This window comes from Pirellulales bacterium (assembly GCA_035939775.1).
Taxonomy (GTDB): Bacteria; Planctomycetota; Planctomycetia; order Pirellulales; family DATAWG01; genus DASZFO01.
This window is the reverse complement of the sequence record DASZFO010000377.1, coordinates 1-11,708: the sequence shown is the minus strand read 5'-3', so window position 1 is coordinate 11,708 and position 11,708 is coordinate 1. Positions and strand designations below refer to the sequence as shown.

The 11,708-nt window shown below is 62.4% G+C and carries 11 protein-coding genes; 4 read left to right on the top strand and 7 right to left on the bottom strand.

Features of this window, described 5'->3' with window-relative positions; all coding sequences use genetic code 11:
• From VGY55_24935 to VGY55_24920, 4 genes are all read right to left on the bottom strand, one after another.
• Positions 1 to 775: hypothetical protein (locus tag VGY55_24935; protein ID HEV2973236.1), on the bottom strand; the 775-nt coding region annotated here is incomplete at its 3' end.
• A 348-nt stretch (positions 776 to 1,123) separates the two neighbouring features.
• Entirely contained in the window at positions 1,124 to 1,621 is a 498-nt protein-coding gene (locus VGY55_24930) for a ferritin-like domain-containing protein (GenBank protein HEV2973235.1), read from the bottom strand.
• A 119-nt stretch (positions 1,622 to 1,740) separates the two neighbouring features.
• Positions 1,741 to 1,914: a DUF1328 domain-containing protein gene (locus tag VGY55_24925; protein HEV2973234.1), complete on the bottom strand. Its 174-nt coding sequence runs from the start codon at positions 1,912 to 1,914 to the stop codon at positions 1,741 to 1,743.
• A 274-nt stretch (positions 1,915 to 2,188) separates the two neighbouring features.
• Positions 2,189 to 3,025: a hypothetical protein gene (locus tag VGY55_24920; GenBank protein HEV2973233.1), complete on the bottom strand. Its 837-nt coding sequence runs from the start codon at positions 3,023 to 3,025 to the stop codon at positions 2,189 to 2,191.
• 475 nt (positions 3,026 to 3,500) lie between these two features.
• Between VGY55_24920 and VGY55_24915 the strand changes: the two genes are divergently transcribed.
• A complete protein-coding gene (locus VGY55_24915) occupies positions 3,501 to 4,475 on the top strand; it encodes an NAD-dependent epimerase/dehydratase family protein (protein ID HEV2973232.1) in 975 nt (324 codons plus the stop codon).
• 114 nt (positions 4,476 to 4,589) lie between these two features.
• Here the strand turns inward: VGY55_24915 and VGY55_24910 are convergent, their stop codons facing one another.
• Together VGY55_24910 and VGY55_24905 are read right to left on the bottom strand one after the other, a co-directional pair.
• A complete protein-coding gene (locus VGY55_24910) occupies positions 4,590 to 6,164 on the bottom strand; it encodes an Hsp70 family protein (GenBank protein HEV2973231.1) in 1,575 nt (524 codons plus the stop codon).
• Entirely contained in the window at positions 6,161 to 8,467 is a 2,307-nt protein-coding gene (locus VGY55_24905; protein HEV2973230.1) for an Hsp70 family protein, read from the bottom strand. Before VGY55_24905 ends, VGY55_24910 begins: the two co-directional genes overlap by 4 nt.
• Before the next feature lie 118 nt (positions 8,468 to 8,585).
• On the opposite strand from VGY55_24905, the gene VGY55_24900 reads away from it, so the two are divergent.
• Both VGY55_24900 and VGY55_24895 read left to right on the top strand, forming a co-directional pair.
• Complete coding sequence (locus VGY55_24900; GenBank protein ID HEV2973229.1) at positions 8,586 to 8,942, top strand: hypothetical protein; 357 nt, start codon at positions 8,586 to 8,588, stop codon at positions 8,940 to 8,942.
• 5 nt (positions 8,943 to 8,947) lie between these two features.
• Entirely contained in the window at positions 8,948 to 9,727 is a 780-nt protein-coding gene (locus VGY55_24895; protein ID HEV2973228.1) for an enoyl-CoA hydratase/isomerase family protein, read from the top strand.
• A gap of 90 nt (positions 9,728 to 9,817) precedes the next feature.
• On the opposite strand, the gene VGY55_24890 is transcribed toward VGY55_24895, so the two are convergent.
• Positions 9,818 to 10,033: a hypothetical protein gene (locus VGY55_24890; protein ID HEV2973227.1), complete on the bottom strand. Its 216-nt coding sequence runs from the start codon at positions 10,031 to 10,033 to the stop codon at positions 9,818 to 9,820.
• A 439-nt stretch (positions 10,034 to 10,472) separates the two neighbouring features.
• Between VGY55_24890 and VGY55_24885 the strand changes: the two genes are divergently transcribed.
• A partial coding sequence (locus tag VGY55_24885) for a hypothetical protein (protein HEV2973226.1) occupies positions 10,473 to 11,708 on the top strand: 1,236 nt, incomplete at its 3' end.

Here is an 11,708-nt window from a genome sequence, read left to right as displayed (position 1 = left end):
CCGCCTTGACGGTCTTGAATTCAGACGACGAATCGGCCAGTCCCTCGAGTTTGTGTCGCGTCCGGGCGATTTGCAGTTCGGCTTGTATTTCCGCGCGGCGCGCCTCCAATGCCAACTGTTTAAGTTCTGCGATTTTCCATTGCGGAAGGGCGACCGCGCCCTTGTCGCCGACGGCTTGTACTAAATCAAATAATTGCCGCTGTTTGTCCAGCACCTCTTGTTTGTATGCTCGAAACTTTCTGTCGAGGTCGTCATACCGGCCGAGTTTGTCGTTTCGCTCCTTATACACGAATGCCTTCATAAAGCCCTCCATCACCGCGTTCAACATATCGCGCGTTTCACGGACTTGACTGTCGTTCTCGGCCACCATGCAAACCGTCATGATTTCGCCGTTTCCAGGGAACTCGACCGCAATCTGATCCGCCAGCCAGTCGGCCGCCTTATCGCCATGCTGCTTGATGAGCGGCGAGGCTTGGATGCCCTTGTCCTCGAGGGCTTTGTCGATCACAACCGAACTCTTCACGATTGCCGCCACATTGCGCTTATAGAACTCGAATTGCGCGAGGTCAAGTTTGTTCTCGGCAGGCCAAATCGCCGGCTCCGTCGCGTGGATTAGGAACGTGCCGCAGACCCTGTGCTTGGCCGGCTGCACATCGGGCGCGGTTTTTTTCGCGTCCGACGGCGCGTCCGCGGCCAGCGCGACGAGAGCGAGCGGCGGCGCGATCACTCCGGCCAATAAGACGCAACGGACGACGGCGCGAAGTCGTGTGGGCATGATCGATCCCTTTCGTTATGACGGGCCAAAGCACGCACGCCGACTGGGCGCTTCAAGCAACAAGCGCCATCCTAGCGGGTGCGACCGGGGCCGGCAAGAAAATGGCCAGAAATAGCCCGATGCAACCGCTTGACCACCACCGACGTAGCCAGTTTTTCAGGAACAGTAGACAACGGACGAAACGGAGCTTGATATCCGAATTGCGAACTCCATTACCTCGGTTTGCTCCTGTTCGATTGCCGACTTCATGCGGCCTGATCTCGCGAGTGCGTCGGGCCGGCACTGGCCGACTTCGCTGGCCAGTGCCACACCCGTCGTCGCCCTGCATCGCGCCACCCGTCACGCCGGTCACGCCTGCTCTTGCGGCGTGCTGACTTCGGGCACTTCCATGCCTAGCGCGGTGGCCAGGTCGATTTGGTGCTCTTGCTCGTCCATCAGGATTTGCCGGATGTGCTCGGCCATCGCGTATTCGCCGAGTGCTTCGCATTGGCGGACGCGCTGCCGATAGTGGCGCACGGTTTCATTCTCGTTTTCGAGATCGAAATGGAGCATTTCCTCAGGCTCGGACGAAGTCCGCACCGGCATCGGCTCGACGACCGGCTCGCCGCCCAGGTAATCGATCTGCTTGGCGATGATCAGGGCATGCTGCAATTCCTGGCCGGCATGCTTCTCCAACTCGGCGGCGATGTTCATATATTCCGCGCCTTTGATCACCTGCGAGTAGACCGTATAGGCGATGATCGCCTGAAACTCGCGGCGGAGATCGTCGTTGAGGCGGTCGATCAATTCCTGCCGCGTGAGCTGCTCATCCGCCCGATCAAATTCTTGTTCGCGATGAAACGGCATATCGGGTCTCCTTTCCGTACGAATGTCTCGCAAAACCGCCTGGAAGTAAGGGGATGTCCCCAGTTTGCGCCGCGGCTCGCGCAAAATGGGGACTGTCCCGGCGGGAACCTTGGCGGGTTCTACACCATCGGGCCTCGGCGCAGTCCGCCGAACACGAGGCTGATGACAAACAGCACCAGGAACACGAAGAACAGTACCTTAGCGATCTCCGCGGCGCCGACCGCGATGCCGCCAAAGCCAAATACGGCGGCGATAATCGCCACCACGAAGAATACGGCTGCCCAATATAACATGACTAGGTCCTCCCGGATGTAAGGAACGGGGCGCGGCCCAATCCCACCCCGACTTCAGTATCAAACGACCAACATAGATGCTTGCAACCGGCGTGCCGAAGCTGTTGATATTCACTAGACTGAGCTGCAAGCGACGAGCACCTTCGGCTTCCATCTTTGGAGCGTCGGGCCGATTGCGTATGGATCGCTTCCCGCGAAAAAAAATCCGGCGGGCTCTATCTCCGATAGGGCCGCCGGACTTGCCTCCATGCCGATCGGACTGTTTTACTCGGGGTTACTTCCCGCTCTTGGGCCCGCTTTCCGCCGGGCGCGAGTTCGAGTCGCGCTGATTGGCGTCCTGATCGCGGTGCGGCGAATCGCCCCCTGCGTTCTTGTTGGCATCGTTGCCTTGCCGGCTGTTATCCGGCTTGTTCTGGTCCGAGCCGCCGATGATTTGGTTCGCATCGCTACCAGACTTGTTCGAATCGCGATCGGTGCGATTGGCGTTCGTATCGTTACGGTTCGCATCGAGGTCGCGGCGGTTGGTGTCCAAGCGGCCAACGTCGGTGCGATTCTCGGCGTTGGTTCCCTGACGCTGGTTCTGTTCCGCGAAGCCGCGATAGCCCGACCGATAACGGATGGACCGGCCGTTCTGATCGTTTTCGTAAGTGGAGCTAGCTGTTCCTGGGTTATAGTCCTGCCAGGCGTTATTGCTCCAATACACCCAATGGTTATTGGGGAGCCAATACCACCAGACGCCGTTAAAGTAGCGATACCGCCAATGGTTGTCGTCTTGATCGCGGCGTTCGCCCCGGTCGCGGTCTTCGGCTCGCTCATCGCGGCGGCCGGTTTGGTTCGATTGATCGCCATAGTCCGCTTGCCCGCGCTGGTCGGTTCGCGCGCGATTGTCAGTCTCGCCGCGATTGCCCGGCTGGCCTTCCTTCGCGTTCGGGCCCGGCAAGCTGGGGTTGTTCGTATTCGGGGCCGTGACGTTGGAATTGCCAGCGGCGTTGGCTCCCGCGCTGAGATTTCCCGCTCCTCCTGCCACTCCACCATCTCGTTGGGCAAAGGCGCCGCTTGTGGCCAGCGTCGCGCCTAGTGTGATTGCGACACCGATAATCGTGCTTCGCATCGTTGGATCCTCCTGTTTGAGACATGTTCCCTCCCTCGGAGCGACGTTCGCTTCCCGCGTGTGGTTAGGGGCACCTAGCATAAGCAGTTCATGTGCCAATCCAGCTTGCATTCGGAAAACGTGGCCGAATGACAAGGGAATGGGTGGTTTGATGTCGAGGACGTAGATTAAAGAGGCTAAATTGGATCTTTCCGTCCACCGCGCGGGCGGGCGCACCATGTGAGATCGCCGGCGGGATTGGTCGCGCCTGACTCACATGGATGGGCAATTGGCCAAACGGCGCGTTCGCGCAACGGAGCGTCGTAATGCCCGCTAGACTCGTCTGGAGAGGCAATTAGCGTCATGGACAGTACAATCCAAATTCTGTAGTCTCAACGATCAATCCACCGGAATCCGGTGCCGTCGACGACGGCGAAAATCCGCGCTATTAGCGGAAAGCGCGCGATTACCGACGGCTATCTTCGGGGGACAGAACATGCTCACGCTCGTCACCGGCGCGACTGGTTTGGTAGGGAACAACGTGGTTCGCCTGCTCGTCGAGCGCGGCGACGCGGTTCGCGTGTTGGCGCGAAATGGGAATCATATTCGCTGCCTCGACGGACTCCCGGTCGAGATCGCTCACGGTGACGTTCGCCAGCCCGAGACGATCCGGCAAGCGTGTCGCGGCGCCGCTCGGATCGTGCATGCGGCAGCCGAGGTGCATATCGGCTGGAAGGGGCTCGATTCGCAGCGAGCGATCAATGTCGAGGGGACCCGTAACGTGGCCGAGGCGGCGCGCGTCGAGGGCGCGCGGCTGTGCTACGTCTCGACCGTCAACACGCTGGGGCTCGGCACTCGCCAAATGCCCGCCGATGAAGAGACTCCGGCCCAAGAAACGGTCGCCTGCCCGTATGTCGTCACCAAGCGCGAAGCGGAAAGCGTTGTTCTCGAAAAGGTCGAGGCGGGGCTTGACGCGGTAATCGTTAATCCCGCATTCATGCTCGGCCCGTGGGATTGGAAGCCGTCGTCCGGGCGGATGCTATTGGATTTGGCAACCGGTTGGGGAAGGCTGGCGCCGCCCGGCGGGAACGATTTCTGCGACGTCCGCGACGTGTCCGCGGGAATCGTGGCGGCGCTCGATCGCGGAACGCGCGGCCGCCGATACATCCTCGGGGGCGAGCCGATGTCGTTCCTCGAGGCCTGGAGCTTGTTCGCGAAGATCATCGGCGTGCGTCCACCGTGGCGCAAAGCCCTGCCGCCGGGGCTCTGGGTCTATGGACACTTCGGCGATCTGCGCGGCTGGCTCACCGGCCGCGAGCCGAATCTCAATAGCGCGGCGGTGGCGATGTCGCGCCTCGAGCACCACTACTCCTACGCTCGGGCCGCCGCGGAACTCGGCTATCGCCCGCGCCCGGCCCGCGAAGCCGCCGAGACGGCTTGGCAGTGGTTTAGGGCGAATGGATATGCGTGAGGCGGGAAATGGATTTTGGATTCTCTGTTCGATGCCGCCGCGTTGCACGCTTCGGTTCGCAAGCGAACCGGCTAACGAGAGAGTACTCTGCCTCCTGCCAACTCGACCCACTTCTCACTTCGCTTCGTCTACTGGCAGCGGGTGCCCGGCGGCGCCGAGGATGTATTGTCGCCAGGTGTCGAGCTGCTCGGCGCTTAAGCTGTTTTCGCGGGTGATTTCGTGTTGGAGTTCCTTGTCGCTTTTAGCCACCTTCACGGTGATCGCCAAGCGGCCGTTTTCGGCGTAGCGGAATGTCACTTCGATCGGCGTGCCCGCCGCTAGATTTTCCGGCAGATCGCGAACGATGCACTTCCCGAGTTGCGAACAATCCTCGGGCGAGGCGCTTTCTCCTTCGACGATCTGCACGAGGATCGAGCGCTGATTGACCTTTTGCGTCTTGAAGACCCGCTTGGCGGCTACCGGCAGCGGCGTATTCCGCGGGATCAGGACGGCATTGCGCTGGCGGCCCGTCTTGCCGTCGGTCGCCACGACGCCGAGGCTATGTGAGTTGACGTTCTTGATCTTGAACGGCACGCGATTGCCCTGCGTTCGGGCCAGGAGAATTCCGGCGTGCAGCGCCGCCCCGTGGGCCACCGCTTCATCCGCCGAGACCGAGGCATCGGGGTCCTTGCCGGAAATCTCCTTGAGCATCGCCCGGACCATCGGCATTCGCGTCGAGCCGCCGACCAGCAACACGCGGTCGATCTTGTCCCAGGTGCAGCCAGCGGCCTGAAGCGTCTGCCGCGTGGTGAAGCGGGTGCGATCGAGCAGGTCGTGCGTGATTTCCTCGAACTTTTCGCGGGTGATCTCAGTTCGCACGGTGACGCCTTTGTAGTCGTAGCTGACGGCCGCCTTGTTGCGGAGCGACAGCGTGCGCTTGGCGTCTTCGCATTCGCGCCACAGCCGGCCGGCCGCGTTCGGATCATCGCGCGGATCGATCTTGTGCTGGCGGATGAATTCCTCAGCCACGAAATCGACGATCCGCTGGTCCCAATCCTGGCCGCCGAGCCGGACGTCGCCGTCGGTGGCCAAGGCGTTGAAGTTCGTGCCGTTGATTTCCATCACGGTGACGTCGAACGTCCCGCCCCCGAGATCGTAGACGAGGATTTTCTGCGGCTTCGCGGCCGTCCCTTGAGCGTTCAAGAAGCCTTGCTGAAAGCCGAAAGCCACGGCCGCGGCGGTCGGCTCGTTGATGATATCGATCACCTCGAGGCCGGCCATGAAGCCGGCGTCTTGCGTGGCCTTGCGGCGGACTTCATCGAAATAGGCCGGCACGGTGATCACCACCCGCGCGATCGGTCCCAGTTGCCGCTCGGCGTCGCGCTTGATCTTGTTGAGCACCCAGGCCTGGATCGCCTCGGGCGGGTAGCGATGCCCCTCGATCACGCGATGGAACGCTCGTTCTCCCAGATCGCGCTTGGCGCACATGGCGACGTGATCGGCCTCGGAGGCAATCGCCTTGATCGCCTCTTTGCCGACGACGGTCGTCTCCCCGTCGAAAAGCACGGCGGTCGGGGTGATCAAGTCTCCCTCGGAATTGACGATTGTCATCGGCCGGCCCGTGTCGTCGAGATAGGCGACGACGGAGTAGGTCGTGCCGAGGTCGATGCCGACGGCAGGGGACTTTCGGAGGATCGAGGACTGAGTCACGCGAAAGCCCTTAAATGTCGAATGTCGAACCTCTCAATAATCTCGTTTAACCCGGAGCCAACGGCGACGGGCGCCTCCAAGTCGTGATCCGTCTCCGCTGGCTCCGGGTTGAACGATGGGCGATTCTCAGTGTTCGCGGGGCGGCGATCAAACCACGCTGCTCTTTGCACCTTCTTCGGCGGCAGCCCCGGGAGGTTGAATGGGAGTAAGTTGCCCTGATTGGTGAACCAAGCAACGAGGTAGACGGCCACCAGGAGTGCTATCGCCGACACGAGCAACATCGCGACAATGGTCATCAGCCATTTTACTGCGGGTGGCAGCGCTGTCTTGCCGCCCTTTTTCTCGGCGGAGTCCGACGCGGCGGAGGGCTTTCCGGATAGCGCGGATTTACTGGCTGCCGCGGCATCCTTGGCGCGAACCGGCGCCGCGACGGGTTTCGCGGCGGGGCGGGTCGCCGGGGCGGCCTTCGCTCCGCCGCGCGCTTCGGCGGCTCCCATCCTTTCTGCGCTCTTGGTGCTGTTCTTATCGCTGCCCCCGCCCGCGGCGCCCGCTTTCGCGGCGGGCTTTGCCGCCGAGCGTTCGTCGGCCTTCGCGCCTCCGATTTCCGCCTGCACTTGAGCAAAGGCTTGACCCGCAGCCGACAAATCGTCTTCCGACAGCAACTCGCCGGACGGTTTCGTTATGGTCGGGACCGTGGCCGCGGCTTTGATCGCCGCTTTTTTATCCATTCGGTGCGCGTGCATCACTTCGTCGAGCATCCCCTCGAACGCGTCGAACCCCTGCGCCTCGGCGATCACCTTTTTCCACTGCCCGATCCGCTCGCTGGTGAGCGATTGCTCGCGCTGTAATTCCAACTCCACTCCTCGGCTGGTGCCCGGCAGTTTCGCTTGCACGTCGAGCCGGCCGTTCGTGAGGTACTCATACGTGACCTCGACAGGCCAACCCTTGGGCAGATGGTCGGGCAAATTGCGAAGCACGGCCCGCCCGATCGCCGAGCACTGCGAGGGAATCTTGCTCTCCCCTTCGAGCACCTGCACGACGATCGACAGTTGGTCCTCAACCTTGGTGACGAACTTCTGAGTCACCTTCGCCGGCAGCGACGTGTTGCGTGGAATGAGAACGATGTTCTCCTTGCGCATCGTCCGCTGATCGATCCCTTCGATCCCGAGGCTGTGCGCATTGACATCGACCACCTTGAACGAGGGCTTGGCGTTCGGGTCGCGGCGGCGGAGCACGTAGCCCGCGAAAATCGCCGCGCCGCGGGCTACTGCCTCGTCGGGGTTCACCGTGTGGTCGGGCTTAAGGTCCGTGAGTTGCTCGATCATCCGCGACACCATCGGCATCCGCGTCGAGCCGCCGACCAGCAAGACGCGACTGATGTCTTTCCATGAGAGCTTCGCGGCCGCCAGAACCTGTCGCGTGGTGTAGGAGGTCCGTTCGAGCAGGTCTTCGGTCAACTCCTCGAATTGCTCGCGCGTGATCGGCAGCTCGATCGTGTGCCCGCCGTGGCGGACCGTGACGGCCGCCTTCGGCCGGGCAGTGAGCGTGTGCTTGGCCTCCTCGACCGCCGCCAGCAGCGCCGCCAGCGAGGCCGGGCTTTGCCGCGGGTCGAGATGGTGTTGCTTGATGAATTGCTCGGCGCAGTAGTCCACCAGTCGCATGTCCCAATCGTGTCCGCCGAGCTGCACGTCGCCATCGGTGGCGAGCGTGCGCAAATCGCCCGGCTTCAGATCGAGCAGCGTGACGTCGAACGTTCCGCCGCCCAGATCGTAGACGAGCACCTTCATCGGCTCGCGCGGCTCTCCTTCGACCGTGAGATAGCCGAGGCTTTCGCCGAACGAGAGGGCGGCGGCGGTCGGCTCGTTCACGATGTCGAGCACGCTCAGGCCGGCCATTTCGCTGGCGTCGGCGGTTGCCTTCCGGCGCGGCTCATCGAAATAGGCGGGCACCGTGATCACGGCCTCGAAATTCGTGCCGAGCGTGGCGATCGCGTCGTCCTTGAGCTTCTTGAGAATGCAGGCTTGAATCACCTCGGGGCGCAGCTTCTCGCCGTGGATCGGCCGCGAGTGGAACTCCTTGCCCATATCGCGCTTGACAAACTCGGAGATCGCTCCGGACTTGATCGCGGTCGCCTTCTTCGCCTCCTTGCCGACGATCACTTCGGAATCCTCGAACAGCACGACGCTGGGCGTCAGCACGTCCCCCTCGGTATTGCGGGCGACCTGCGTTTTGCCTTTGTCGTCCAGGTAGGCGACGACGGAGTTAGTCGTCCCTAAGTCGATTCCAACGGCGTGAGTCTTCATTTTATCGACTCTAACACCCCATCCGAGGCTTCTCAAGCGTCTTTGAGAACCGTTGCAGTTGCGTTACAACAGGTGCTGACAACAATCCTGCTAATCCTGTTAATCCTGTCGAAAACTTGTGGCCTCCGCCGAACCCATCACTCTTGGCCAAATCGCTCACGCCCGCAGCGGCGACAAGGGGAACCACGCCAACATTGGCGTGGTAACCTACACGCCGGCTGGGTTCGAGTATCTGCGTCGCGAGCTGACGGCCGATCGCGTTGCCGAGTTTTTTCGCGCGCTAGGCGCCAGCCGGGTCGAGCGCTTCGAGTTGCCGCGGATCGGTGCGCTCAACTTCATGCTCTACGATGCGCTCGCCGGCGGAGCAAGCCTATCGCTGCGAATCGACACCCAAGGCAAGCTCCTCGGCACCGCGATCCTCGAACTCGAACTCCCTGCCCCCAAGAATCTCGCGGAAATGCTCGCAGTCGATTGAGGCCTATGTCACTCATCAAACTCCACGTCCACGAGCACACCGGCACGATCATCCTCAATCGTCCCGAGAAGCGCAACGCGCTGTCGCGGGCCTTGCTGGCCGATTTGGTGCATGCGCTGGGCGACCTGCATCAGAAACGGAGCGTGCGAGCGGTGGTGCTGGCGGCTTCCGGTCCCGCGTTTTGCGCCGGAATGGATTTGGCCGAGATGCAGAGCACGAGCAAAGCCCCGGACGCGCTGGCCCAATGGCACACCGATTCGACCGCCTATCGCGATCTGATCGAAATGATGCTCCGCTTCCCTAAGCCGCTCATCGCCGCAGTCAGCGGGCCGGCGATGGCCGGCGGGGCGGGGCTAGTGCTCGCTTGCGATATCGTGCTGGCGACTGAAGCCGCGAGCTTTGGGCTGCCCGAGCCGCGCCGCGGGCTGGTGGCGGGGATGGTCACGCCGCTATTGACCTTTCGCATCGGGGCCGGCCGGGCCGCCTATCTGCTCCTCGCGGCTCAAACGATCCCGGCCGCCGAGGCGCATCGCATTGGCCTTTATCACGAGATTGTCCATGCCAATCATCTCTGGCCGCGGGCGAACGAAATCGCCGCCCAATGCGCCGCCTGCGCTCCCGAGGCGCTTCTCCTCACCAAGCGAATGTTGAACGAGACCGTCGGCGAACATCTCACGACGATGCTCACCGCCGGGGCTGCGGTCAGCGCCACGGCCCGCACGACCGAAGCCGCCGCCGAAGGCCTGGCCGCCTTTCTCGAGAAGCGCGAGCCGAGATGGCCCTGAGGTCAGGTGGCAGTGGGCAGTGGGCAGGAGGCAGTCGGCAGGTTGACGGACCGATGGCGAGCCGGTGGCGTCCGCCGCCGGATGCCCCGCTCACACGGTCGCCAGCAACTCCGCAATTCCCGCCGGCGCGTTGGCCGAATGCACGACCACCAGCGTCCGACCATTCCCTCGCTCTCGCACCGCCAGCGGATCAATTCCATGCCGGGCTAGTACCGCCGGCATCAACTCGCCAATCCGACGCGCACCCGACACCAACGCTGTTTCCTCGGCCGTTGTGCTCAAATACTGCTTGACCGGGGTTTCCATAAAACACCTCGAATTCTCAGGCCGTTTCCTCCATCACGCGACCGTCTCTCCCGATTATAGCGATCAATATACTTTTGTCCACTATATCCCTGAGAATCTTGCTTTTCCCCGATACCATTGTGTTCCTACATGCGACGAACATCGCGCGTCGTGGCCGACGCCGCCAGCGTCGGTGCAGGCACTTTCACTGAAGTTTTCTCAGGCTGCTCATTTGGAATCAATTGTGAATTGCAGTTTGCCGATTATGGAGGCTGGATAAGCTTTGACGCCGCTAGCGATGCTAGCAGCGACGCTGGGCGACAGACAGCGAATGCATCTATTTCGATCTCGGAACATTCCGGTTCGCAAGCGAACCGGCTAACGACCGACTGTTGGCGCCGCCATGCCGTGGCAAGCCAAGGGGCTAACGACCTCCGATCTCTGACCTCCGATCTCCGCGATGTCCGATCTCGAACAAGAATCCGCCGAATTCGACACCGATCATGGCGCGCCGACGATGCAGACGCGGATCGATCCGCCACATGTGATCCTGGTCGCTCCGGAAGGCGTGGACGCAGTGCTGCCCGAGCCGGAGGAGAGTGGCGAGGCGCGCCAAGCGGCCACGGTTCGGGAAACAGTCGCTGTCGGCGAGTCCGTCGGCTTTGAGACGCCGGCCTCTTCCTGGGCCGCCGAGCAGTTGCAGCTTCAAGCCGAGCAGTTGGCGGACCATCTGCGGGCGCAGCAGGAGCAGATCGACCGCCGCGAGGCGGATTTGCACGCTCAACTGGCGCAGCATGAAAACGGCTCGCGCAACGCGCGGCTCTGGTTCCGCGAGCGGCAACAGGAGTTGACCGAGCGGGAGGCCGAAATCGCTCGCCGCGAACTTGAAATTGCCGCAAAAGAGGAAGCGCTGGCTCGCGCCGATCGCGAGCAGGCCGAATCTCGCGAGCGGATCAAGACCGACTTGCGGCGCCAGAACGAAGCGCTCGGCAGCCGGCAGCGCGAGCTGGACGAGCGCGGCTCGGCGCTCGACCGTCAGGAAACGGAAAACGCCGCCATCTCGGCCGCGCTGGTTCGCTCTGCCGCCGAACAAGAACAACTCGACGCGCGGCTTCGCGAGCGCGAACAAAACTTGGAAGAGGCCGAAGCATTGCTGTGCGATAGCCAATCGGAACTCGACGGAGCGCGGCAGCAGCTCGACGCCGATCGGCGTGCGTGGCAAGATCGCTGCGACGCCGAGCGCCGCGAGGCGGCCCAAGCCCACGACCGAGCCGAGCTGGAACTGGAAAAAAAGCTCCACGCGATCAAGGCCCGAGCCGAGCATCTCGAACGGCGCACCGCCGCGGTCGATCAGCTTCGCGCGGAAGTGATCCGCACGCAGCGCGAGTCGCTCGAATTGCGTTTAGCCACCGATGAGCTTTGGGCGCAGATGATGGGCGTTGCACCGCCGGCTGCGCTCAGCCAGTCGCTGGCCCAAATCCGCGGGAAGCTCGCCGAGCAATATAGGTTGGAGCGAGCCGAGATCGCCGGTCAGAAACAGGACCTCGAAATGCTGGCCACCCGGTTGGAGGCCGAGCGCGAGCGGATTCAGCATCAGAAGCAAGAACTGGAGCAATGGGGAGCCAACCGTCAGGCCGACATTGAAGGCCAGGCGGCAAGGTTGGCCGCCCGAGAACAGCAATTGGATCGCCGCCAG

Coding starts and splice junctions, on each gene's coding strand:
- VGY55_24930 (HEV2973235.1), bottom strand. CDS start 1,621: ATGCCGTTTCATCGCGAACAAGAATTTGATCGGGCGGATGAGCAGCTC.
- VGY55_24925 (HEV2973234.1), bottom strand. CDS start 1,914: ATGTTATATTGGGCAGCCGTATTCTTCGTGGTGGCGATTATCGCCGCC.
- VGY55_24920 (HEV2973233.1), bottom strand. CDS start 3,025: ATGCGAAGCACGATTATCGGTGTCGCAATCACACTAGGCGCGACGCTG.
- VGY55_24915 (HEV2973232.1), top strand. CDS start 3,501: ATGCTCACGCTCGTCACCGGCGCGACTGGTTTGGTAGGGAACAACGTG.
- VGY55_24905 (HEV2973230.1), bottom strand. CDS start 8,467: ATGAAGACTCACGCCGTTGGAATCGACTTAGGGACGACTAACTCCGTC.
- VGY55_24895 (HEV2973228.1), top strand. CDS start 8,948: ATGTCACTCATCAAACTCCACGTCCACGAGCACACCGGCACGATCATC.
- VGY55_24890 (HEV2973227.1), bottom strand. CDS start 10,033: ATGGAAACCCCGGTCAAGCAGTATTTGAGCACAACGGCCGAGGAAACA.